The sequence below is a fragment of the Streptomyces sp. NPDC001153 genome (genome assembly GCF_053598315.1).
On the sequence record NZ_JBSFJZ010000064.1, the window covers coordinates 24,382 to 45,723 of the forward strand.

Annotated in this window: 25 protein-coding genes and 2 pseudogenes; 18 read left to right on the forward strand and 9 right to left on the reverse strand. The window is 68.1% G+C overall.

Features of this window, described 5'->3' with window-relative positions:
* Positions 1 to 71: 71 nt before the first annotated feature.
* From ACWDEN_RS43115 to ACWDEN_RS43125, 3 genes are read left to right on the forward strand one after another with little or no spacing between them, the layout of a single operon-like run.
* A complete protein-coding gene (locus tag ACWDEN_RS43115) occupies positions 72 to 1,259 on the forward strand; it encodes a M16 family metallopeptidase (RefSeq protein ID WP_450863437.1) in 1,188 nt (395 codons plus the stop codon).
* Positions 1,256 to 1,864, forward strand: coding sequence for a flavoprotein (locus ACWDEN_RS43120; protein WP_351615583.1), 609 nt, complete (start codon positions 1,256 to 1,258; stop codon positions 1,862 to 1,864). Before ACWDEN_RS43115 ends, ACWDEN_RS43120 begins: the two co-directional genes overlap by 4 nt.
* On the forward strand, positions 1,857 to 2,774 hold the full coding sequence (locus ACWDEN_RS43125) for a hypothetical protein (protein ID WP_351615580.1): 918 nt from the start codon (positions 1,857 to 1,859) through the stop codon (positions 2,772 to 2,774). The genes ACWDEN_RS43120 and ACWDEN_RS43125 overlap by 8 nt, the downstream gene beginning before the upstream one ends.
* Here the strand turns inward: ACWDEN_RS43125 and ACWDEN_RS43130 are convergent.
* On the reverse strand, positions 2,752 to 3,087 hold the full coding sequence (locus ACWDEN_RS43130; RefSeq protein WP_351615577.1) for a hypothetical protein: 336 nt from the start codon (positions 3,085 to 3,087) through the stop codon (positions 2,752 to 2,754). The two genes, ACWDEN_RS43125 and ACWDEN_RS43130, sit on opposite strands and share 23 nt — an antisense overlap.
* A 244-nt stretch (positions 3,088 to 3,331) precedes the next feature.
* On the opposite strand from ACWDEN_RS43130, the gene ACWDEN_RS43135 reads away from it, so the two are divergent.
* The 8 genes from ACWDEN_RS43135 (at position 3,332) to ACWDEN_RS43170 (ending at position 8,947) form a co-directional block, all read left to right on the forward strand.
* Positions 3,332 to 4,153 carry an ABC transporter ATP-binding protein gene (locus tag ACWDEN_RS43135; RefSeq protein ID WP_450863440.1) on the forward strand — a complete coding sequence of 274 codons (822 nt, stop codon included), beginning with the start codon at positions 3,332 to 3,334 and terminating at the stop codon, positions 4,151 to 4,153.
* On the forward strand, positions 4,150 to 5,001 hold the full coding sequence (locus ACWDEN_RS43140; protein ID WP_450863442.1) for an ABC transporter permease: 852 nt from the start codon (positions 4,150 to 4,152) through the stop codon (positions 4,999 to 5,001). Before ACWDEN_RS43135 ends, ACWDEN_RS43140 begins: the two co-directional genes overlap by 4 nt.
* The gene (locus ACWDEN_RS43145; RefSeq protein WP_351615568.1) at positions 5,001 to 5,963 is read left to right on the forward strand and encodes an LLM class flavin-dependent oxidoreductase; all 963 of its coding nucleotides are present in this window, start codon (positions 5,001 to 5,003) and stop codon (positions 5,961 to 5,963) included. Before ACWDEN_RS43140 ends, ACWDEN_RS43145 begins: the two co-directional genes overlap by 1 nt.
* A gap of 20 nt (positions 5,964 to 5,983) precedes the next feature.
* On the forward strand, positions 5,984 to 7,093 hold the full coding sequence (lxmK, locus tag ACWDEN_RS43150) for a class V lanthionine synthetase subunit LxmK (protein ID WP_351615565.1): 1,110 nt from the start codon (positions 5,984 to 5,986) through the stop codon (positions 7,091 to 7,093).
* The gene (locus tag ACWDEN_RS43155; RefSeq protein WP_351615562.1) at positions 7,093 to 8,037 is read left to right on the forward strand and encodes a T3SS effector HopA1 family protein; all 945 of its coding nucleotides are present in this window, start codon (positions 7,093 to 7,095) and stop codon (positions 8,035 to 8,037) included. Before lxmK ends, ACWDEN_RS43155 begins: the two co-directional genes overlap by 1 nt.
* Positions 8,038 to 8,040: 3 nt before the next feature.
* Positions 8,041 to 8,397: a helix-turn-helix domain-containing protein gene (locus tag ACWDEN_RS43160; RefSeq protein ID WP_351615559.1), complete on the forward strand. Its 357-nt coding sequence runs from the start codon at positions 8,041 to 8,043 to the stop codon at positions 8,395 to 8,397.
* Between the two features lie 146 nt (positions 8,398 to 8,543).
* Positions 8,544 to 8,735, forward strand: a complete 192-nt coding sequence (locus tag ACWDEN_RS43165) for an LxmA leader domain family RiPP (protein ID WP_351615556.1) — start codon at positions 8,544 to 8,546, stop codon at positions 8,733 to 8,735.
* 32 nt (positions 8,736 to 8,767) lie between these two features.
* Positions 8,768 to 8,947 (forward strand): LxmA leader domain family RiPP, encoded by a 180-nt coding sequence (locus tag ACWDEN_RS43170; RefSeq protein WP_351615553.1) that lies wholly within the window; start codon positions 8,768 to 8,770, stop codon positions 8,945 to 8,947.
* Positions 8,948 to 9,207: 260 nt separating this feature from the next.
* Here the strand turns inward: ACWDEN_RS43170 and ACWDEN_RS43175 are convergent, their stop codons facing one another.
* From ACWDEN_RS43175 to ACWDEN_RS43195, 5 genes are all read right to left on the reverse strand, one after another.
* Positions 9,208 to 9,588, reverse strand: coding sequence for a transcriptional regulator (locus tag ACWDEN_RS43175; RefSeq protein WP_351615551.1), 381 nt, complete (start codon positions 9,586 to 9,588; stop codon positions 9,208 to 9,210).
* Positions 9,570 to 10,004 (reverse strand): hypothetical protein, encoded by a 435-nt coding sequence (locus ACWDEN_RS43180; protein ID WP_351615646.1) that lies wholly within the window; start codon positions 10,002 to 10,004, stop codon positions 9,570 to 9,572. Before ACWDEN_RS43180 ends, ACWDEN_RS43175 begins: the two co-directional genes overlap by 19 nt.
* 283 nt (positions 10,005 to 10,287) lie before the next feature.
* Positions 10,288 to 10,626: a transposase gene (locus tag ACWDEN_RS43185; protein ID WP_450863446.1), complete on the reverse strand. Its 339-nt coding sequence runs from the start codon at positions 10,624 to 10,626 to the stop codon at positions 10,288 to 10,290.
* 62 nt (positions 10,627 to 10,688) lie between these two features.
* Positions 10,689 to 11,129 carry an ISL3 family transposase gene (locus ACWDEN_RS43190; RefSeq protein WP_450863448.1) on the reverse strand — a complete coding sequence of 147 codons (441 nt, stop codon included), beginning with the start codon at positions 11,127 to 11,129 and terminating at the stop codon, positions 10,689 to 10,691.
* Positions 11,126 to 12,157, reverse strand: coding sequence for a transposase (locus ACWDEN_RS43195; RefSeq protein ID WP_450863450.1), 1,032 nt, complete (start codon positions 12,155 to 12,157; stop codon positions 11,126 to 11,128). Before ACWDEN_RS43195 ends, ACWDEN_RS43190 begins: the two co-directional genes overlap by 4 nt.
* A gap of 300 nt (positions 12,158 to 12,457) precedes the next feature.
* On the opposite strand from ACWDEN_RS43195, the pseudogene ACWDEN_RS43200 reads away from it, so the two are divergent.
* Positions 12,458 to 12,559: pseudogene (locus tag ACWDEN_RS43200) on the forward strand (telomere-protecting terminal protein Tpg); the annotation flags it as partial.
* A 68-nt stretch (positions 12,560 to 12,627) separates the two neighbouring features.
* On the opposite strand, the gene ACWDEN_RS43205 reads toward ACWDEN_RS43200, so the two are convergent.
* On the reverse strand, positions 12,628 to 13,863 hold the full coding sequence (locus ACWDEN_RS43205) for an eCIS core domain-containing protein (protein ID WP_351615542.1): 1,236 nt from the start codon (positions 13,861 to 13,863) through the stop codon (positions 12,628 to 12,630).
* 225 nt (positions 13,864 to 14,088) lie between these two features.
* Here ACWDEN_RS43205 and ACWDEN_RS43210 point away from each other — a divergent pair, with 225 nt between their 5' ends.
* The 4 genes and pseudogenes from ACWDEN_RS43210 to ACWDEN_RS43225 all read left to right on the forward strand — a co-directional run bounded on the left by ACWDEN_RS43210 (position 14,089) and on the right by ACWDEN_RS43225 (position 16,498).
* Complete coding sequence (locus ACWDEN_RS43210; RefSeq protein WP_450863451.1) at positions 14,089 to 14,310, forward strand: hypothetical protein; 222 nt, start codon at positions 14,089 to 14,091, stop codon at positions 14,308 to 14,310.
* Positions 14,282 to 14,683 (forward strand): annotated as a pseudogene (locus tag ACWDEN_RS43215) (serine hydrolase); the annotation flags it as partial. The gene ACWDEN_RS43210 and the pseudogene ACWDEN_RS43215, both read left to right, overlap by 29 nt.
* Before the next feature lie 109 nt (positions 14,684 to 14,792).
* On the forward strand, positions 14,793 to 15,578 hold the full coding sequence (locus ACWDEN_RS43220) for a MerR family transcriptional regulator (RefSeq protein ID WP_450863453.1): 786 nt from the start codon (positions 14,793 to 14,795) through the stop codon (positions 15,576 to 15,578).
* 617 nt (positions 15,579 to 16,195) lie between these two features.
* Entirely contained in the window at positions 16,196 to 16,498 is a 303-nt protein-coding gene (locus tag ACWDEN_RS43225) for a hypothetical protein (RefSeq protein WP_450863455.1), read from the forward strand.
* Positions 16,499 to 16,860: 362 nt separating this feature from the next.
* Here the strand turns inward: ACWDEN_RS43225 and ACWDEN_RS43230 are convergent, their stop codons facing one another.
* Positions 16,861 to 17,856, reverse strand: coding sequence for an IS5 family transposase (locus tag ACWDEN_RS43230; RefSeq protein ID WP_450863456.1), 996 nt, complete (start codon positions 17,854 to 17,856; stop codon positions 16,861 to 16,863).
* A gap of 44 nt (positions 17,857 to 17,900) precedes the next feature.
* Positions 17,901 to 18,656: an alpha/beta hydrolase gene (locus tag ACWDEN_RS43235; protein WP_450863458.1), complete on the reverse strand. Its 756-nt coding sequence runs from the start codon at positions 18,654 to 18,656 to the stop codon at positions 17,901 to 17,903.
* A gap of 544 nt (positions 18,657 to 19,200) precedes the next feature.
* Between ACWDEN_RS43235 and ACWDEN_RS43240 the strand changes: the two genes are divergently transcribed.
* A complete protein-coding gene (locus ACWDEN_RS43240) occupies positions 19,201 to 19,545 on the forward strand; it encodes a hypothetical protein (protein ID WP_450863460.1) in 345 nt (114 codons plus the stop codon).
* A gap of 522 nt (positions 19,546 to 20,067) precedes the next feature.
* The gene (locus ACWDEN_RS43245; protein ID WP_450863461.1) at positions 20,068 to 20,934 is read left to right on the forward strand and encodes a GNAT family N-acetyltransferase; all 867 of its coding nucleotides are present in this window, start codon (positions 20,068 to 20,070) and stop codon (positions 20,932 to 20,934) included.
* The last annotated feature ends 408 nt before the right edge of the window (positions 20,935 to 21,342 follow it).

Sequence of the window (21,342 nt, forward strand, 5' to 3'; positions counted from 1 at the left end):
TGTTGCCGCCGATCGCCGCACTGCCCGAGGTAGTAGTCCCCCCCATCGTGCGCACCACCACAGCGTCAGGCATGACCGTCATAGCCAGCCGCTACGCGCTGGCCCCCATGGCCATGGTGCGCCTGTCCCTTTCCTACGCACCCGCCGATGCCATCACTCACGCGCGGAGCGAAGTGCTGGCCGCAGTAGTGGACAAGACCCTCTCCGACGCGCTGGCCGGCACAGGAGCATCGGTCACGGTGCAGTGCCAGGGACAGTGGCTGGGCGTCTCGGTCTACGCCCCGTCACACACTCTCCAACACGTCCTCGACCACCTCTCCCGTACCGTCGCCTCCCCCTGTGCTGACAGCGCTGTCACCGCGTGGGCGACACAACAGGTGATCTCCCGGACCCTCCTGGCGGCCGGCCAGCCTCACATCGACTCGGCAGACGCGTTCCTGCGCCACCTGTACCAGCCCCTCCCGGCGGCCATGGAACTGGCAGCCCACACCACTTTGGTCGCCGACGTCACCACTGAGGCCCTGGCCGGCCACCAAAGCCGCATGATCAGCGCGCGAGGCGGCCACCTGGTCGTGGTCAGCGACCATGATCCGAAGGTCACGGCCACGTGGTGCGAACGCTACTTCGCCGACGTGGCCGATACCGGAAACCAGCGCGCACACTGCCCCGCGCCGGACACCACGCGAACGGTCGTCGTGGACCGCCCCGGCTGGCACCAGTCCCACATACGGCTCGCCGCCCCCGCCATCCCCCGTCACGCCCCCGACTATCTCGCCCTGTCGCTGGCAAACGCGGTCTTCGGCGGCTATTTCTCCTCCCGCCTCGTCCTGGGGCTCAGGGAGAAGGAAGGACTCGCCTACCGGGTCCAAGCCGTCTTGGGCGAGCACCTCGACCAGCACGTGATCCTCATCGAGGCGGACACCGCACCCGAGCGGACCTCGCACACCGCTACGCGCATCGCCTGGTATCTGCGGCAGATGACCTCGTCACCCATCACGGGACAGGAGGTGGACCAGGCACGCCGCTATATGACGGGAACCATGCTGATCTCCATGTCCTCTCAGGCCGGCCTCGCCTCAACCTTCGACGCCGCCCTGATTGCCGGTGAGGACCCGGAGAACATCCCCCTTGTGCTGCAACGGCTGGCCGACACCTCGACGCCCCAGGTACGCCAGGCCGCCGCCGAGTTCTACGTGCCCGACCGATTCGGCGGAGTGATCGTCGGAGACGCCGGCGCGGACGCGAAGGAAAACACGTGAACGAGACAACCCCGACAGGCAGCGTTCCGGCCTTCACCGGGCAACGGCTTTTGTACGTGGTCACCGGGTCGGTAGCGGCGATGTTCGCCCCGATGTGGGCCAACTGGCTTCGCACGGCCTACCCCGATGTCGAGCTCAAGGTCGTGCTCACCGAGTCGGCGGAGAACTTCACCGGCGTCTCGGCGCTGTCGCTGATGGCAAAGAGCGACATCATCAAGGACGCTTGGCCCAAGCCTCCCCTGACGGCGTTGCATGTGGAGCTGTCGCACTGGGCGGACAGCGTCATCGTCTACCCCGCCACGTTCTCCTTCATCGGCCGCCTCGCACAGGGGATGGCCGACACCCCGGCAATGCTGGCGCTGCAGTGCACGAAGGCACCCATCGCCGTTGCCCCGGCCTTGCCGCCCGGTGCGGCCGAGTCGCACTCCTACGCCCGGCACATGAAGGAGCTGGCCCAGTGGCCCAACCTCACCGTGGTTCCCGGAATCCGGGGGATATCCGCCACCACCGGCGAACGAGGCTCCCACGCCCCCGCCCAACTACCGGCAGTCATAGCGATGTTGGAGAAACACCGCTACCGCATGAAGGCGCAGGCCAATGGCTGAGCTGATCGACCGATTCGAGACGGGTTACCTGTCCACCGTCATCACCCGCCACGACTCGTCGTACGAATGGACCCACAGCGGCGGAACCGACCGGCCGCGCCCGCTGGCCGCCCCGTCACGGCATTTGTTCCTGGCGGCGGAGCGCGCCGGACACGATGAGGTGCGCTTCGTCACGCCCACGTCCCAGGTGCTCACGGACGGGGGAACGGCACTGACTTATCGGACCCCCGGCCCCAGATCCTTGGCGTCGATGTTCCTGTCCAAAGAGGACCCGGCCGACGCGGCCAATCTCCTGGCGTGCGTGGCACGCGGCCTTTCGCGGTTCCACACCCCGCTGCCGGACGGCACCCGCCCACGCACGCCCAACGGCATTGACCGGGTGATGGCGTGGCTGGACAACGGGCAAGGACCGATGGCCGCCGCCGCCTGGCACACCCTCGCCCGCCAGGAGCTCGGGATGTCCCGATGGAACACGCTGCGCCACTGGTGCGACCTGTTCACCCGGCCAGAGGCACAGTTCGTCGTGCACGGGGCGATGGGCACGGGAATGATCGTTCCCAGTGCGGAGAACATCATGCGGGCCGCGGTGCTGTGCGGCACTGAAGAAGCCGCCTCGCTCCCTGAGTTCGACATCGGCTGGATGCTGGGCGAACTCCACGAGAACGAGCACCTCAACGGGCACGACCCCGCCTACGTCAGTGAGTTGCAACGAGCGTTCTTGTCGTCGTACGACCGGCCCGTCGACATGTTCACTGTGTCGATCGCCACCGCGCTGCGGGTGCTGATCCACGCCCACGACTTCGCCGCCTACATGGGGTGGTCCCGTCTCATGCCCTCGTATGTCCCGCTCCTCGCCGAGCTGGTGGACAGCGAAGGGGCGTGCGCGGTCACCGCGGCTGCGTCGCGGTGACGGCCCTGTCCACAATCTTCTTGGCCGACGCCAGGCCCACGCCCGGCAGTTCCTCGCGCACCCGCTTGAGGGCTTGCATCGGATGGGCGTGCGGGTCGATGCCGGCCTTGTCGAGCAGATCGCAGGCCCAGCGCACCACGGGATCGGATTGGGCGGCGTAGTTCTCCAGGGCGGCAAGGGCCCTGCGCAGTCCCGGGACGTCCTCGGGGCCCGCCTGCTCCAACTCGGCACGCACGATCCGTAGCGTCGCGTCGACGTCGGCGATGACCGGCACCTGCCGGTTGCCGATCCCGAACATTTCAAGACCTGCCATGGGAAAGACCCTGTTTCTTTGCTGGGTTGCGGACAGGCGGCCAGCCTAGGGCGATCGCAGCACGGAAAAGGAACCCCGCGTTCCGGGGGGAGTGCCTTCCTGCAGGTCAGGGCGACAACGGGACCAACAAACCCATTCTTTCACCACCTGACCAGGCCTTCTGCAGCCATTAGTGTCACCGGCAGCCAACCAACCCACGGAAGACATGTCATCACTACCTGTTATCGAAGCGAGCGGCATCACCATGGCCTACGGACCCACACAGGTCCTCAAGGGCGTGGACCTGACCATCGGCAAGAGTGAGGTCGCCTGTGTTCTCGGCCCCAACGGGGCAGGGAAGTCCACCACCATCGAGATCCTGGAAGGATTCCGCCAGCGGTCCGGGGGACAGGTCCGAGTGCTGGGCACCGATCCCGAAAACGCCGGTGCCGCATGGCGGAACAAAGTCGGCATCGTCCAGCAGTCCTGGCGTGACCACGCGGCATGGACCGTACGGGATGTACTCGGCCACTTCGCCCGCTACTACGACAACCCCTACGCCATCCCTGACCTGCTGGCCATGACCAGCCTGACCGACCGGGCCGACAAGGAGCTGCAGACCCTCTCCGGCGGGCAGCGGCGGCGGGTGGATGTCGCCTTGGGGATCATCGGCCGCCCGGAGGTGCTGTTCCTCGACGAACCCACCGCCGGTTTCGACCCCCAAGCGCGCCGGGAATTCCACGACCTGATCCTGGGCATGCGCGACTCCACCGGCGTGACGGTGGTGCTGACCACCCATGACCTGGCCGAGGCCGAGCGGCTGGCCGACACCGTCAGCATCCTGGTCGGGGGGCGTGTGCGTATTTCCGGAACCCTGCACTCGCTGGCCCAGCAGGTCTCGGAGCAGTCCGTCGTCCGCTGGATGGGACACGACGGCAGCAAGCGGGTGGAGCACACCGCCAGCCCGGAAAAGCTGGTCTACGAACTCACCCAGTCATTCCAAGGGCCCATACCCGGGATCGAGGTGGTCCGCCCCACGCTGGAGGACACCTACCTGTCGTTCCTGCGTGAACAGGGGGAGATGTGAGCACGCGCGCCCAGAAGATCGCCGCTACCGGGTGGGACCGCGCCCGCGTACTGATCAAGTTGGCTGTGACCTCGAAGATGGAGATCGTGGGTCTGCTGCTGACCCCAGGGATCTTCCTGTTCATGGCCTCGCAGCGCTCCGGGTTCGTCGCCGGGACCCACATCAAGCAGTCACTGTTGATGGTGACCGGCGGCGTGGCCATGGTCGCTGCCATCGAAGGGCTGTCCTCGACCGCAAGCATGATCAGCATGGACCGGCACGACGGCACCATGCTCCGGCTGCGCGGAACCCCGGACGGCATGCCCGCCTACCTGGTCGGGAGGATGCTGCACATATGCGTCCGCGCGGCAGCGGCCGCGATCGTCATGCTCATCGCCGCACATCTGGCGTTCGCGATGCCGCTGCCGTCGACCCCCCTGAAGTGGGCCACGTTGATCTGGGTCCTGGTCCTGGGCATCCTGGCGACGGTACCGCTGGGCGCGACCCTGGGAGCACTGCTGGACTCCCAGCGCGCCTCCGCACTGCTGCAGTTGCCGGTCTACGCGCTGGTCATGCTGTCGGGAGTCTTCGTTCCCTTCGCCGCCATGCCCCGCTATGTGCAGTGGGTGCTGGAAGTCTTCCCGGTCAAGTGGATGGCCCAGGGAATCCGCTCAGCAATGCTTCCCGACCAGATGCTCGTCGCCGAGACCTCGCATTCCTGGCAGCGCCCCTGGGTCGCGCTCGTTCTGGTGGCGTGGATCGTGGCCGGGATGTGGCTGGCGCCGAAGATGCTCCACCGTGCCGCCCGCAAGGAATCCGGGTCGAAGCTGGCCGGCCGGCGGCAGACCGCCATGGCCGGAGGCATGTGATGCGCCTTTCGTGGCTGTATCCGGCGCAGGTGTCCAACCCGGCCATGCTGCTGCCGTTCGCCAAGACCGCACAGAGCCTTGGCGTACACCGGCTGTGGACCGGTCAGTCCCTGCGGGCGGAGACCCACCAGATCTTCTCCTATCTGTGCGGGGCGGGCATCCGCATGCCGATGGGATCGGCGGTGACGCTGTTTCCGTTGCGGCATCCGCTCGACGCAGCCGCCCAGGCGCGTGGGGTGGCCATGCTGAGCGGGCACTCCTACGTGGCTGGGTACGGGCCGGGATCCGCCGGCTTCCAAGTCGCGGCCCTGGGGGAGAAGCTGGGCAAGCCCGCATCGGCGACTTCGGAGTTCCTGACCCTCGCCCGGCGCTTCACCGATGGTGAGACCGTCACCCACCACGGTGACCTCTACCACGTCGACTTCCAGCTAGAACCACTGCCGCATCCGCCGGTGTACTGGGCCGCTGGTGTACTGCGCCCCGGCATGGCGCGTCGCGTCGCCACCTGTGCGGATCTGGCCATCACATGGATGACGCCCCCGACCTATGTGCGCGACCACATCATTCCCGCACTGACCGAGGGCGCCACGGCCGCCGCGAGGCCGGTACCGGAGGTGGCGACGGTCGTCCATGTGTACCCCGACCGCCACGGCAAGAACGTGTACGAGGTGGCGCAGAAAGCAGCAGGTGTCCACCTGTCCATGCCGCACTACACGGACATGTTGCGCCGCGCCGGGGTGACGGCGCACGCCGACGACCCGGCGGCCGGAGCCAAGGCCCTGGTCGACAGCGGCACCTTTGTGCACGGCAGTTCACAGCAGATCGCCGAATTGCTGGGTGCCTACCGCCAGTGCGGCGTCGCCGAGGTCATCCTCAACCCCATGTCATCGATCACCTCTCACGGGCTGGGCACCGCCATCCGTGATCTCTCCGACATCACCGCCTCATTCGCCACCAGCTAGAGAGAAAGGCATGCCATTCAATGTCCGAAGAGACCAAGACCCGCATACGGGTACAACCGGTCGCCCTCAGCTCGGCACCTCACGTCAATGGCCTGTTGTCGCGCCTGGGGCTCGGCCAACTGACAGAGAACGAAGTAAGCGCCTATCGCGGCCGTAACGACAACTGGTCAGGCACGACCACGAGCGGCCACTCGGTGTTCGTCAAGCAGATCGTGGGGCACCCCACCGACATCCAGGTGCGCATCCACCACCTGGCCGCGTTCGACCAACTCGTCTCTCGCCACGAGCTGGAGCACCTGGCAACGCCGAAGCTTCTCGGCTACGACCTGAACCATCAGCTCGTCGTCCACGAGCACCTTCACGAGACGGTCTCAGCCGCCGAACTCGCGGCGGACGACGCGTTCACCGACGATCTGGCTGCGCGGACAGGCAAGGCCCTGGCGGAGCTGCACACCCTCAAGGTGAGCAGGAGCCACGCCGACAGCGGCACCAGCCCGACACCACCGGTGAGGGGTCTGGAAGCCATACCGGTCTCGTCGTACGCCGACTCATCGGCCGGGTCGATCGAGGCATGGTCGATCCTGCACACCGACACCGAGGTGGCCAAGGCCATCGCGGAGCTCGCGGACGACGCCGCTGCGTTCCACCAGCCCGTCCATGGCGACGTGCGCATCGACCAGGTCCTCTGGGACGGCGAGCGGCTGTACGTCATCGACTGGGAGGAGTTCCGCCTCGGAGACCCCGCCCGCGACATCGGAGCCTTCGCTGGCGAGTGGCTCTACCGGGCCGTCAACGGCATCCCGGAAAAGGTCAGCAAAGAACATCCCGGACAGGCCGACTACCAGCCCAGCGACTCCGAGGTCATCGCGGCGGGAACTGCCGAACTCGACCGGCTGCGGCCCATTACCGAGGCGTTCTGGCGCGGCTACCGCAGCATCGACCCGGGTGCCTGCGAAGAATTGGCGGTACGAGCGGTGCGGTGGGCCGGATGGCACATGTTCGACCGCATGATCGCTCTCTCGGAACAGTCCTCGCGCCTGCCGGCGATCTCCCGCGCAGCGGCTGGCATAGGCCGGACCGCCCTGCTCTCACCCGAGCAGTTCACCAAGACCATCGGATTGGACGTGTGATGATCCCCTCCGCCATCTCGGACATCATCCACCGTACGAGCGTGGACGCCCCAGGGCTGACAGCCACCGTCGACGGAGAGGAGGTGACGGCCGGTTCGACAGCCGCCCTGTCCGGTGTTCTCGGCACACTGCTGTACACACGGCTACACGCAGGGATCCCGAAGGACGAACACGGCCTTTCGGCGCGTACCGTGCGCGAGCCACTGTCCGAGGAAATGATCGCTCGGCACACCCCGCACAAAGACACCGTCATCACTGCGGCCCTGTGCGGAGAACCGGTCAACTCTACGCAGGTGGTGCAGATCGACTCGGTACGTGTCCGAGTACCTGTCAGCACGATCCTCGAACAGACCGGACAGGTCGCCAAAATCTCCCTTCCCGCACGCCGGCCGGCGCTGTCGACCGGCTTCTACCTGGTGACCTCATCCCAGGAGCACAAGACGAGCCCCGGCCTCCTGAGGCTGTATCTGCACTGCCGAGACCTCGCCCACGCTGTGAGCGCGTGGAAAACCGTGCTGACGTACCTGGAGGACAACACAGCGGTGTACCGGGCGAAGGTACTGTCGTCCACGACGTCCTACCCCCGCCGCGACGCGATCGTGGTCTACCTGCCGCCTCAGTCATGGCAGCATGCCAAGGCGCTGGCGGCCCTCGTCCCGGAAATGGAGCTGGACGAGCAGGTCTCGCCGATCACACACCCGCTTGCGCCGGGCATGTCGGCGGCCTGGGAGCCGGATGACCCGCGTCCGCACATGCAGCGCCTGAGTTTCGGCCAACACCGCATGAACATCATCGCTACAGCGTTGGTCCAGCACGCAGTCCTCGGGGAGACCGATGGCGCCGACCAAGCCATCTACGAGGCGTTTATCGACAACGGGATCGATCCTTCCAATCCGGCACGGAACCTGTCGTCCCCGCCGCTTCCCGAGCTATCCATGGTCTAAGGCATGACTGCTTCGCAGGAAGGCAAGAGGCGTGGGCGACCACACCTGATGCCCATCCCGGAGAAAGCCGACGTGGTCCTGAGCGTGCTGACCGGACGAGAGACGGTCCCGCAGGCTGCCGCGCGTGCGGGGGTAGCGGAGCAGACGGTGTGGACATGGCGCCGCAGGTTCGTCGAAGCGGGGAAAATGGGCCTCGAAGGAGAGGTCGTTCGAAAAAAACCCGAGATTGACGATGAAGAGGACGACCGCCTAACACAGTTGAAAATCGCTCTCGGAGAGATCTATCTGGAGCTGTTCAAGCTGCGATCCCACCTGTCCGCAACCGGCTTCGAACACAACGGCGACCTCTGGGGAAAGTAACGATTTTCTGTAGTGGCCCGCCACGCTGTTAGACATGATCCACGGGCCAGCGGGAGGCCGAAGAACAGCCGTCCTGCTTCAGGCCCGGCAACGGCAGGTCTCACCCCTCGGATCGGCCGACACCATCCAACGAAAGGAACGACATCATGACCGAGACTCTGATCTCCGGCTACATCGCCTACACCACCGCCGACCGCCTGGGCGCCTCCGCCACGGGCCAGGCTCCGGCCACCACGCCGCTGACCGTCACGACGGTCTCGTCGCCCGAGTGCTCCGCCATGGCCGCCTCCGCGGCGGAAAGCGCCATCTCGGCCGCCACCAGCCACTACAACTGCTGACCCGCTTTCACATACCGAAAGGAACCGGCGTCATGACCGAGACTCTGATCTCCGGCTACATCGCTTACACCACCGCCGACCGTCTCGGCGCTTCGGCTGAGGCCGAGGCCCCGGCGACCTCCCCGACGATCACCGTGACCACGTCCAGCGGTGTCTGCTCGGGCATCGCTTCGGCCGTCATCTCCAACGCGACTTTCGGCCACGGCTGCTGACACCCGTCGCAGGCCAATCGGTTGTGCAGGGAGAAGTTGCCCAACCGGTGAAAGCGGCCTCGGTGAGGAAACAGGGAGCCGAACACCCCCGCAGGGTCCCAGAGACACCCGAAGGCAGGGTCTGCTCCCGACTCCATCGCCTGCCGGCGGCCCGGCTCAGCCGCGGCCTGGGGGCAGGCACAGTGTGTTACAACCGCCGAGCCTGAACATCCGTGCCGGGGGGTGCCCGTGGAGAAGACGGGCACCCCCCGGCACGGGGCTTACTGAATCACACTTCGGGACACTTCTGGCGAGGCGGCTGCCTCGTCCGTCATTCCTACGGGCTGGCTGGCTGCGTCGTCGGCCATCTTCGTCAGCATAGCCAGATGGTTGGTGAATACCTGACGCCCCTGACGGGTCAGGGCCAGTGTTGTGCGCGGCATGGTGCCGTTCATGGTCTTGGCGACCGTGACCAGCCCCTGCTTACGCAGGATGGCCACATGCTTGGACAACAGTGAGTCGGAGATCTCGAGGCGGTCGCGTACCTCGGGGAAGGCTGCCGAGCAGCACACCGACAGCGCGGCGGCGATTCTCAGCCGCGTCGGCTGAAGGAAGGCTTCCGCCAGCATCGGACCGCTGTCGTTCACGCGCGCTGCATCCATGCCCGAGCCCCTCCACGAATCCAGGCGAAGCCAGCCATGGCGACCAGGAAGCCGGTCATGCCGAAGGCGGCGAAGAATACGGCGCAGACGGCCCCCAGGGCCACATCCAACATCATCAGCCTGTTCCGTGACCGTGCGCTGATGTCCCGGTTCGGCAGCATCGCCACGCCCGTACGTTTGGCGTCCAGCCACGACGGGACGGCAAAGCACGCAAACATCCCGATGGCCGCCACGACGCCGACTGCGGTCAAGACGGGGGTGTGGTCGACGTGGAACACCTCGGGGGTGAAAGCAGCACCTATGGCGGCTGTGAAGAGCACGGGTGGGACGATCACGCGCCACACCGACTCACGGCGTCCGCGCACCATCGCGTTCTGCGCTTCATTGACTGCGTTGAGAGAGTCGCTGATATCCACGACTTGAATACTAGGCAACCACTTGAACGGTCGTCAAGTAGCAGGTCAGGCATGGCAGCTGAACCGGCAGGTGAAGATCCGCCTCGATGAATGGAACGTGCCCGGCTGATCGCCTCCCGGGCGCCACCGCTCTGCACCACCACCGCACCAGATCGAGCTGGGAACAGCGGGGAACCACAGTGAAAGCAGCCGAGCCCTACGAGACTCGTTCGGGCAGGCCGTGCCGGTTGCTCGGCGTGGCGTGGGGGACGCGGGCTCCGAGTTCGGCGGTGACGTTGCGGGCCTAGGCCCCCAGCCGTGATCGGTCGTGCTGAAGTGCTGCAGGACGTCCAGCAGTTGGTGCCGTAGGCGCGAGCAGCGGCAGCCGCGGCTCGTACAACTCCGGCATAGCGAACGGGGGCAGGTCGCCCAGCAAGTGGGCGATGCGGGGCGGGTCGTATTCGGCGTCCAACACCACCAGGACGTTGGGGTCGCCCTGCTTCCACTGGCCGGCGGCGACGAGCCGTTCGACGACCTCGCGGAGCTGGACCGCGGTCACCGCGGCGACGTCGGCGCCGGGGTCCAGGCGCACCGCGTCCAGTACTGCCGTCCATGAGGTCCGGCCGGTTTCCAGTGCGGCCACGACCGAGTAGGGTCAGCCCGGAACCATCTGGTGTCCACTTCTTGTGGGGTGGTGACGCTCGGTCACGCCAACAGGACCCGACTGCGAAGGAGTTCGAACCCCGCGCGGCCGAACATCTGGCGCTTGAGCATCTTGATCCGGTTGACATGACCTTCCACGACACCTGAGTTCCACGGCTGTGTGAGTCCGGCGATGACGGCGGCGAGGTCGCGTTCGAGGTGCTGGGCGAATCTGCTGAGACTGGGCAGCTCGGTGGTGGCCGTGGCCGATTCGATCCACTCCGGCAGACGGTCGCCTTGCAGGTGGGTGACCATGTGGGCGAAAGGGCGCACATGCCCGGCAAGCGTCGTCAGTTCAGGACAGTGGGCCAGCACGGCTTTGAGCTGGAGTCGGTCACTTTCGGGCAGAGCGTCCGGGTGCGTGAGGATCCAGCGGGTGACGGCACGGGCCGATGGCGGCCGGGGCCCGACCGGCTGTGGCTTGCCGCGAAGAGTCCTACTCACGTAGTCGCGGACGCTGCTGTAGCCGTCCGGTAGCCCTGTTCACTGATCTCCTCCCACAGTTTCCAGGCATTGGTGCAGCCCTCCTGCCGGCGCTGGTCGAGGTAGGGCTTGAAGGCATCGAGCTTGGTCGCACGGCTCTGCCACTGGCCGGTGAACAACTCCTCCGGAGTGGTGGCGCGGGAGAAGCGCAGGATGGTGTTGAGGCCCATACCGAGCTGCCGGGCCACGGACCGCTTGCTGTGCCCGGCAGCCAGGAGTGCGTGGATGGTCGAGTGCTTGGCGCGGGTGCGTTCGGCGAACCGGTGACCCGTCGGCCAGGGCGATAAGGCAGCTTGCTCCACTTCCTCCTGTGGCTCGGCCGGCGGTGCCGGAATGGGGCGCAGGCAGCCGCGATGCCGGTAGACGCACTTCTCGGCGGCTTCGCCCAGGTTGTGCCACAGGTGCCACCGGCCGGCGACCTGCAGTGCCTGCGGGGCACCGCGGGTGGCGCCTTCGGCGAAGAAGGGAGCGCGGTCGCGGCAGATGACCTCGATGCCGGGCCGCTCGGCGAGCCAGGCCGCGAGTGTGTCCGCTTCCCGGTCTGGCAGGAGGCCCACCGGGCGACGTGTCTCGACGTCGACGAGTACAGTTCCGTAGATCCGGCCCTTGCGCTGAGCGTATTCGTCCACGCCGACCACGCGGGGTGTCACGACCGAAGGATCCGGAAGCGAGGCGATCAGCCTCAGCAGGGTGTTTCGGCCGACCGGTGCCCCGAAGACGTCCGTCGTCCGGGCGCCGGCACGGCCCGCGAGCGCGAGACCGACCGAGACCAGAGTGTCACCGGGGCACAGCGGTGGCAGTGGGACATCACGGGTCTCGCCTCCGATGAGGGTCCGCAGGCCTGGAAACACCAGGAAATGGGTGTTGCGGACGAGTACCTGGCCGGCCTCGGGACGCGGGATGGGGACCCGTGTCAGGGTGAAGTCGTCCGCAGTCGGCAATCCAGCAGGGCGGCGGACCAGGCGCACGAGGCGGTGAGTCGCGTTCATGTCCGGACGCTAAACCTTGACCCCTGGGTCAGGGGCAAGACTCGGCTGGGCATCGCCATGCACCCGAGTCGGGCCGACGTCCGTGACTCAGTCTGCCGCTCATGCGCGCCGTCGGAACTGCGCGGGCCTGCCCCGCCCAGCCAAAGAGGTTTCCGTACACCGGCCAGACAACCCTCGTGCCGGCCTGCGTGCCGAAACTCCCGTGTACCGGCGAGGGCAGCACGCAACGGTCGCAGGGCCTGGGCATTGGGGGCCTTGCCGCCACGCGTTCGAATCTCGGAGGTTAAAACTCAAGGTCGTGAGGCGCTCAAGGAGGTGTACTTCCAGGACGACGGCCGCCGCGCGGGCTCCCTGGAAGAAGTGCACATCAACGAGGTGCTGCACCTGGACTTCGAGCTGTAGACCTCCCCGAACAGAGGCGGCCGCGGCCGACCCCGCTCCGGTCGGCGATCGCCCAGCGCCCGCTCGGCTCAAGTCATGGTGACCACCGAGTACCTGTCTTTCGCGGAGCTGTCCCACGAGACGTGGACCCGGCAGCGCACCGGCTGGCCGGTGGCGGTGAGTCCGTTGGCCGCGATGGCCCCCGACGGGTCGGACAGGGTGCTGTACAGGCCCCCGGCGGGCGCGGCCCCGCCCCGGGTGAATCCCAGGGTGCCCGGCGCCGCAGTGGTGGGGTAGAACACCGCGTCCCCCGTGATCGTGTAGGTCCCCCGCGTGGTGTCCTTGCGTTTCCTTCCCGGGATGATGGAGGGCAGACCGAAGGTGTCCTCCGCGCCGTCGGAGACGTTGCCCTGCGCGTCTACCTCCCACAACTCCCAATAGCGGCCGACAGTGGCGTGCACGGTGGAGTTCCTCGCCGTGACGTAGGCGTCGATGGCCGTGCTCGGCAGGGCGGTCCATGCCGTCCCGTCCCACTGTTCCACGGCGAAGACCCGGTTGATCTCCTGGATGATCACCCCCTGCTGAGGCGGGTTGACGCTCAACGCCCGCCTGCGTTCGAAGCCGCCGCACTCGCCTTCCAGATCGTCCCCCGCAAGGTGCGTGAAGGCGGCCTGCGTCGCGACCGGTGCAGCAGTGGTGGTCGCCTCGGGAGCACGCTGAATCGGCGCCCGCGAGTGGTCCTCCGTCCGCGAACCCCCGAGCGGCACCGGGCCGGACCCCGGGAAGGGCCGGGCCACCGGCGCGGGCAGCGGGCGGCGCAGGGCCTCGGTGGCGTTCGCCTCGGCCGCGCGCTCGAAGCGGTCGGAGGGGCTCGACACCCGCAGTCCCGATCCGATCTCGGTGCCGGCCACCGGGCCCTGCCGCTGCTGGATCACGTGAGTCAGTTCGTGAGCGAGGGTGTGGTCGTCCGAGCCGCCGCGGCCGAGCACAACGTGGTCGCCCGAGGTGTAGGCGCGGGCGCCGATCTCGGCCGCAGACCGGGCGGCCGGGGCGTCATCGTGGACGCGCACGGCACGGAAGTCCTCCCCCAGGCGCGATTCCATCTCGGTGCGCACCGGTTCGGCCAGCGGCCGGCCCGGAGAGCGCAGGACGTCGTGCACGGCGGAGCGCTGCACCGGTGCGGCCTCGGCCTCGGCCTCCGCGCCGGTCGCGGCATCCCGTCCGCCGTCAGGGGGGCGGTGGGCGTGCCGCTGTTGCTGGATCATCCGGGCCACCGCCGCGTTGCCGACGGTGGTCTGGAGGAACAGAGCCGTCTGCGGAGTCATCGGTGCGTCCGCCCGGACCTTCTGATCCGTGGCGGACGGCCGGGCAGCGGTCCGGCGGTCGGGCGCCGTGCGCGACGTCGTGTCGTTCCGCGGGTTCTTCGTGCGCTCGTGCACAGGCCCTTCCCTTCGCCGCGGCACCCGCGCCACGCGGATGCCCGTGGCCACGCTTACCAGGCACCGTCGCGGCGGAGCAGGGCCGCGAGTGCACACCGCGGGACACTCTCCGTGCCCGGCAAGGTCGCCGTGGTCACCTGCCGCCCGGTCGCCCAGGAGATGCAGCGGCTGATCCTGGGGCCGCTCAGGTTGACGGGCACCGTGGCACCGACCGCGCAGACCGAGATCCCCGAGCCGCACGCCCACGCCTACTACCGGTACGAGGACGGCGGGCAGGAGAGGACCGTCGACGTCACCCGCCACAAACCCCTCCTGGATCTCCAGCGGCGGTGACATGATCTCGACCACCCGCGATCTGCACGCCTTCATCTCCGCACTGATGAGCGGCGAGCTCCTGCCGGCCGAACTGCTGGCCGAGATGTGCACGCCGCGCCCGACGCCCGTCTCGAACATGGGTTACGGCCTGGGGGTGTTCGTGCAGGACACGGGCCGCGGCGGCACCGTGGTCACCCACAACGGCGGCGCAGCGGGTCATGCCGCGATGATGTTCAGCACGCCCGATGGCAGCAAGACCCTGACCGCCGCGCTGAGCTATGTGGACGACGCCACGCTGTCGCTGGCCGTGCCGTTTCAGAACGCCACACAGCGGCTCGTCAACGAGGTGTTCTGCGGCGGGAAGGCCGATCCGGCTCAGCCGGCGAGCTGAACGCGAACCAGGGCCGCGCCGCCTCACCGAGTTCGGCGCGGCGCACCCACGTACTGCGCCGCGGTGTACGCATTCGCGGCCGGGCCCGGGCATGAGGCAGGCTGAGCAGATGAGGAACGGAGTCACGGTCGGGCAGGCAGCGGCGTTCGCCGGCGTCACGGTCAAGACGGTACGGCACTACCACAAGCTGGGCCTTGTCGAGGAGCCCGAACGCGACAGCTCTGGTTACCGCAGGTACGGATCGGCCCAGTTGCTGCGACTGGTGCAGGTCCGGACCCTTACCGGGGCGGGCGTCCCGCTGGCCGCGATCGGGCCTCTGCTCGGCGCCGACACCGTGTCGTTCACCGCCGCGCTCGCCGACGTCGAGCGGCAACTCACCGAGCAGATCGAGGAGTTGATGGCACGGCGTGACACGCTGCACCGGCTCGCCGACGGCAACCGGGCGTTGCTGCCCGACCGCGCGGTGGCGCTGCTGGAGCGGATGCCCGGCCTCGGCTTCACCACCGACGAGGTGGCCGCTGCCCGGGAGGGGTGGGTGCTGGCCAGGGCCCTGGTCCCCGAGGGCTTCGACGACTACCTCACGCACGTCGAGCACGCCCTCGAGGACCAACGGTTCGTCGCCTTGAGCAAGCGCGCCGCCGAAGCCGCGTCCTGGGAACCGGACGATCCCCGCATCGCCGAACTCGCCACCGCCATGGCCGATCACTACCTCGCCAACCCCGCACGGCTGAAGATCGTGACCGGCCTGCAAGCCCGCACCCAGGCCGCGACCCGCTACAAGCTGATCACTCAACACGCCGCAGAGCAGGCGCCGGCCTCGGCCCGGCTGGCCGCGCTCGTCGAGACCAGGCTGCGCGCCGCCGGCGTCCATGTCCCCGCACCGGACTCCCACTGACCGCCCCGCCGTTCACCGCGTCCTCGCCGAAGCTGACACCGCCGAGACCACCGTCCGAGGATCTCTCTTCGCATGCCGGTTGGTCCGCCGCTCGTCAACGGCACTCAAGGACACGCCAGGGACGAGCGCCGTTCGGCCGCGTACCGATCCCGTCTGCGGGGCGGCCACGACACGGCCGGTGGTTCGCCACAGCCGCCTGGCCTGCGGAGAGCGCCGCAGCTTCAGGGGCCCGGCCCTCAGACGTCCTCATCTCGTCGGCAGGCTGAGCAGGTAAGGACGGTACGGGCGGCTCCGGCTCGCAGGCAAGCGGGGCAGCGCGGCGGGGAAGGGCAGCCGGGGACGTCAGCCGGCACGCGCCGACGGAGGCAATGGCCGAACGCGGGCGCCCATAGCTGCATGGGTGTCTTGTCGGCGCTCAGACGGCCAGGTCGGGTGCGAGGACGTCCGCCGGCCGGGTGTGGCACGGGGATGCGCTTCAGAACGGGTCCGTCCGGGGTCCCGCTCGACGCCCGGAGCGCGCACGCGGCGGTCGGGGTGCCCGCGGAGTCGACGGGGCCTGCTGCGGCAAGAAGGTACCGGGCCGCAAGCGCGACCCGGCAGTCGAGGTGCGGGGCCCGGTGAGCGCGGCTGTGCGGTCCGCCGCCACCGGTGGCAACAGCCTCGGCACCCTGCCGGCCTCGGCCCGGGGCCGGGGAGTCGGCGTGCTCATCCCCTACGCGCCCTACATTCGGACCCGCTTCACCGTCGGATGCACCACCTCCTCCGGCTGTATCGCGAGACCGTGTGACATCGTCACAGCCTGCGACGTCGCCGGAGCCGTCACCGACCTGATCCGCCACCACATGGTCGGGGGAGAGGGCGTGTTCCTCTGTGTGGTCGGCGCCATGAGCTGCGGGTTTATCGGGTTTCGGGTTGGCTGATCAGTTCTTGTCATCTGCAGCGCATGTAGGTCATCTTCGTTGATTGTCGGTATGTGCCGACGCTGTGGCGTGCGGCGTAGCCTGCTCGGGAGCACGGGCCGTGACGATGCGCCTGGTTCGGCTCCACGCGCTACTGGGAGAGGGGCGCCGGGCATGGCGACCGGCGGGCAGACGGACACGGCCGGACTGGTGGCGATGCTCAGCGAGCGTGCCGCCGTGAACGTCCGGCTGGCACTGGTCGCGGACGCCCAGCAGTGGCAGCTGCACCATGGCCAGGTCACCTTGGACGACGACATCCCGTTGACGGAGCGAGCCTGGCGCTACAGCACGGCGACCTTCCTAGGGCCTGTTCCAAGTACAGATCACCAGGTGGGCTGGAGGCTGCGGAGCCAGATGATCGCGCCACGTAAGTGAAGGCCAGCGAGGTAGCTGTCCGGAGAGTTGTCGTAGCGGGGGGCGAGGCCCCGCCACTCCTTGATCTTGTTGATGGCGCGTTCCACGGTGTTGCGGTCGCGGTACAGAGCCGTGTCATGGGAGATGGGACGGCCGCCCTTGTTGCCCTTCTTCTTTCGGTGGGCGGCTTGGTCGGCTTTCTCCGGGATGACGGCCTTGATCCCGCGACTGCGCAGGTGGGTGCGGTTGGCGCGGGATGAGTACGCTTTGTCGCCCGCCACCGGGTCGGGACGGGTTCGCGGCCGGCCCGCACTCTGGCGCACCTTGATCCCCTTCAGGACGGGGACGAAGTGGGGGCTGTCGGCGGCTTGCCCTTCGGTGACTTTGAAGGACAGCGGTCGGCAGCGCCGCTCGGCGGTCAGGTGGGTCTTGGTGGTCAGTCCGCCACGCGACCGCCCGAGCTTGGCTGCACGGAGCCGGGCCTTGCGGCGCCGCCGTATGCGGCGGCGTTCCTCCCGCTCAGGGTCGGCGGCGTCGGCTGCCGCCGCGGCCGGCAGGGCGTTTCCTCTCTTTCGTGAAGCCCCCTTTTCCTCTGCGGCGGCCTTCTCCAGTTCCGCCAGAAGCTCTGGGTCGACGGCCATCCCGGCAGCGTGGTGGTGCGCGCGGGACACCGTCGAGTCCACGCTGACCAGGCTCAGGTCGACCTGCCCTCGACTCGCCGCTTCGGCGATCATCGTGTCCATCAGTGTCTGGAAGGTCCCGGCGGCGACCCAGATCTGGAACCGTCCGTAGACGGTCGACCAGGGTCCGTACCGCTCGGGTATGTCCCGCCACGGACTCCCCGTCCTGAACCGCCACATCACCGCATTGAAGTGTCGGCGCAGGTTGGGGATCGGCCCGCGCTCGCCCAACGGCAGATGGGGCTCGACCAACTCCCACTCGGCTTCGCTCAGATCACCCCGCACACGGCACTTCTACTGGTCGCCCTCGACGTGTTGTCGAGACGGCGTCAGTCGGCGTGGTCGCACGCGACCTCGTGGAGGATCGAGGCCAGTTCGCCCGGGACCGACAGCATCGGCCAGTGCCCGGTAGCCAGATCGAACCGGCGCCACGGCAACATGTTCAGACCGGCAAGCAGAGGCTCGTCGGCGTCCAGCATCGCGGTGAAGTCATGGCAGGCGATGACCACGCGGTCCACCTCGGGGCCGGGCTTGGCGGCGCTGGCCAATGGCTGCTCAAAGGTACGGAAGGGCTGCGGCATGCCTTGGGTCCGCAGCAGCCGGCGTTGTTCGGGTCCGAGCCCGTCGAGGGTGCGCTCGGATCCCAGTTCCTCAAACGGAGGCAGCGGCAGCCGCCAGCCCTCCCCGTCCTCGGCGACCTGGCGTCGGATCCTCGCCACTCGCTCCGGCGGCATCAGTCCGAGCATGCTCATGCCCTCGCTGAACGGCGCGCTGTCGACGTAGACCAGCCGACGAAGCCGTCGGCCGAGCCGACCGGCGGCGCCGCTCACCGGCGCTGCCGCGTAGCTGTGCGCCACGAGCGTCACGTCGGACAGGTTCTGCGCCTCGACAAAAGCGGTGATGTCTGCGATGTGAGTGTCCAAGTCGGTGTCGGGTCCGCCGAGCTGCGCTCGTTCGCCCAGCCCGGTCAGGCTGAGCGGCAGTGCCCGGTGACCGAGCTTCGCCAATGCGTGGGCTGTGTGCTGCCAGGCCCACGCGCCCAGCCAGGCCCCGGGAACCAGTACATACGTCGTCAATTCGTTCATCCTCCAGTCAGGTGCTGTACGGACAGTGCCTTCCAACAAGGTCGAACGAAGGTAGGCCTGATCTAGGCCACAAGCGGTCCTAGATCGGGCGGGAGACGGATGAGCCCTACGCCCCACATAGGACGAATGCCACGGCAGTTGACTGGCCCATCCATTACCTCGGCAGATCCCGGGCGGCAGTCGGGGCACCTGCCCAGCACTGGCTGGACCGCTGACCAGCCCTGCGAACTGAACTTGGAACAGGCCCTGGTCACGTTGCTTAGGAGTCCGCCGACGGTTCCGGAGTCGGTCCACTCGCAGAGCAGTTCGACGTTGTTCTTGCCACACTGCATCTTTCCGCCGGCCGAGCCAGGATTGAAAACCGTGGCGTCGGTGATGCGCGCTCCGGCCATGAGATTGGTGTTCTCGTAGTCAGCCGAGTGCTGGGCGAGTTCCTGTGCGAGCTGTGGATCGGTGGTGCTGGTGTCGCTGAAGGGACTACTTACGCTCATCTAGGTAGCTGCACCCAGGCGGAACACATCGTCCGCCGCCTAGCCTTCGGACCATGAGTTCCGCACAGCAGATCGATCCGTTCGAAGAAGAGGCGATCCCGCAGTCGACGGGCGCGGGGTCACTCATGCTGGGCACCATTGCTGTCGCGCTGATCGGCTGCCCCCTGCTTCCGGCGTCCGTTCCGAACCAACTCCGCTTCCCCCCTCTCTTGTTCGTCCTGCCCCTGGGGATCTGGGCGGTCGTCTCAGGAGGCATCGCCCTGCGACGCATGCGCGGCGACGAGGGAGCCAGTCGCATCCGGGCGCGGGCAGGGATCACCCTCGGCACGATGGCCATCGTGACGGCAGTGGCCGTCATCGTCTGGGCGTGCTGGGCGCTGCGCCACATCCAAGAGTGACGGCCCATGAGGCGCCCCAGCGGGAGAAGCACACGTGGCGTCAAAACTCCGAAGCCGTGATCGGCATCGCGGTGATCGACCTCTTGAGCCTTCGGCTCACCTGTGAATCCACCCCGAACTGGCACGACACCCGACCGTCCGCTACGGCCCGCACCTGCCTACCGCCTACTGGCGGTGCAAGGCGCAGGTGATCAGCCTGATGTCCCGCCGCGCCGTCGCGGGCCCTGCCACGTCGCAAGCAGTACTTCACCCGGGCCCTGGCCCGGCAGGCGGCAGCCATCACCCCCCGGACGCCGCTGCTCGCCGCCGACCTCGGCCTGATCGACCCCGGCCACCTCACCCGCGAGCGGGCCCCGTCCGTCCTGCTCGCCGTCGAGGCTGTCGAGGAGTGGCTGCGAGGCGCCGTCGAGCACGGCGCCACCCTCACGGCCTGACCCTCACCCCACACAGCCTCAGGAAGGCGCCCAGGCGCCTTCCTGAGGCCACTACCTGCTTCCTGGACACAGAGAGGAGCATCGCGCGATGGTCGTGTACGTGAGCCCCACACTGGGCGTGAGCGTGCGCCCCTACGCCCCGACCGACCAGACGGCAGTCCTGGACCTGATCAACGCCGACCGGCTCCCCGGCCAGCCCCTCACCACCCCGGCCATGCTCACCGAGGCTCTGGCAGGCCGCTCAGGCGTGGACGCCGGCTGGTGGGTCGAACTCGACCTCCCCACCACGTCCGTGGCCACGGACGACACCGGAGCCGTCCTCGGCGTCGTCTCCTACGCGCTGCGCCCGAAGGACGCCCACGGCGTCATCCTCTGGCTGCACTGCCAGGAGAACGAGACGGTGGCCCGCGCCCTACTCGACCACGCCGCCACCGACATGGGCCCGCGCTCCCTGGACGCCTTCCACTTCACCAGCGCCCTCACCCTGGGCCTGGAAGCCCTCCCCGTTCGCCACCGCCCGGCCACCCATGCCGCTCTCACCGCCGCCGGGTACAGGGGAACCGACCTGTGGCGGTACATGCACCGCATCCTCCCCGCCGCTGAACTGCCCCGCCTCACCCACTACGACACCGAGCCCGCCACCCCCGACACCCGCCGCCTCCTCGTCACCGAGGACGGCAAGACCCTCGCCGACGCCACCATCGGAACGCCCGTGCAGGGCACGGGGGTTCTGTGGTGGATCGGGGTTGAGCCCGCCGCACGCGGCCGGGGACTCGGCCGTGCCCTCCTCGGCACCGCGCTGGACGTGCTCCACCGCATGGGCGCCAGCGAGGTGATCCTGTTCGTGGACGATGACGCACCGCCCGGTGACGACCGGGACCGGACCGCCGCCAAAGCTCTTTACAAGTCGTCAGGATTCGAAGAGATCGACCGTCTGCACTCATTCACGAAATAGCGAAGACCGCTATTCTAGGGAGGCTCCGAAAAGGGGCCTCTCCGTTTTTTGAATTGCAACGATGGCGGAGCCTCATTCCAGTCTCTATCCAAGATTTCGGTTTGAAGCACCCACCGAGAACTGGGGCGTTCACTGCACCCCGCCGAGGGGCGGTGCGCTGCTTCGACTGAACCGCCCCCACCCCCGGCCTCTTGCTGCCGCGTCAAGGCCGCGCGAAGCGTGGCCCGTTGCCTCGCACGTAGTGCGAGGCGTTGCGGCCAGAGCGCAGCGGCGGCCGCAACCAGCCTGGCCCTGCCAGGCTGAGCCGCGTAGCGGCCCGCTCCTGGAGCGCAGCGGAAGGAGCGTCAACCTGACCGCGCAGCGGTCAGGTTGGGCGGGGAGCGCAGCGAGCCGCCAGCGCTCACGCGG

Coding starts and splice junctions, on each gene's coding strand:
- ACWDEN_RS43145 (WP_351615568.1), top strand. CDS start 5,001: ATGCGCCTTTCGTGGCTGTATCCGGCGCAGGTGTCCAACCCGGCCATG.
- ACWDEN_RS43235 (WP_450863458.1), bottom strand. CDS start 18,656: ATGAACGAATTGACGACGTATGTACTGGTTCCCGGGGCCTGGCTGGGC.
- ACWDEN_RS43125 (WP_351615580.1), top strand. CDS start 1,857: ATGGCTGAGCTGATCGACCGATTCGAGACGGGTTACCTGTCCACCGTC.
- ACWDEN_RS43245 (WP_450863461.1), top strand. CDS start 20,068: ATGGTCGTGTACGTGAGCCCCACACTGGGCGTGAGCGTGCGCCCCTAC.
- ACWDEN_RS43165 (WP_351615556.1), top strand. CDS start 8,544: ATGACCGAGACTCTGATCTCCGGCTACATCGCCTACACCACCGCCGAC.
- ACWDEN_RS43130 (WP_351615577.1), bottom strand. CDS start 3,087: ATGGCAGGTCTTGAAATGTTCGGGATCGGCAACCGGCAGGTGCCGGTC.
- ACWDEN_RS43170 (WP_351615553.1), top strand. CDS start 8,768: ATGACCGAGACTCTGATCTCCGGCTACATCGCTTACACCACCGCCGAC.
- ACWDEN_RS43240 (WP_450863460.1), top strand. CDS start 19,201: ATGAGTTCCGCACAGCAGATCGATCCGTTCGAAGAAGAGGCGATCCCG.
- ACWDEN_RS43160 (WP_351615559.1), top strand. CDS start 8,041: ATGACTGCTTCGCAGGAAGGCAAGAGGCGTGGGCGACCACACCTGATG.
- lxmK (WP_351615565.1), top strand. CDS start 5,984: ATGTCCGAAGAGACCAAGACCCGCATACGGGTACAACCGGTCGCCCTC.
- ACWDEN_RS43205 (WP_351615542.1), bottom strand. CDS start 13,863: ATGACTCCGCAGACGGCTCTGTTCCTCCAGACCACCGTCGGCAACGCG.
- ACWDEN_RS43220 (WP_450863453.1), top strand. CDS start 14,793: ATGAGGAACGGAGTCACGGTCGGGCAGGCAGCGGCGTTCGCCGGCGTC.
- ACWDEN_RS43155 (WP_351615562.1), top strand. CDS start 7,093: ATGATCCCCTCCGCCATCTCGGACATCATCCACCGTACGAGCGTGGAC.
- ACWDEN_RS43195 (WP_450863450.1), bottom strand. CDS start 12,157: ATGAACGCGACTCACCGCCTCGTGCGCCTGGTCCGCCGCCCTGCTGGA.
- ACWDEN_RS43115 (WP_450863437.1), top strand. CDS start 72: ATGACCGTCATAGCCAGCCGCTACGCGCTGGCCCCCATGGCCATGGTG.
- ACWDEN_RS43135 (WP_450863440.1), top strand. CDS start 3,332: ATGGCCTACGGACCCACACAGGTCCTCAAGGGCGTGGACCTGACCATC.
- ACWDEN_RS43175 (WP_351615551.1), bottom strand. CDS start 9,588: ATGGATGCAGCGCGCGTGAACGACAGCGGTCCGATGCTGGCGGAAGCC.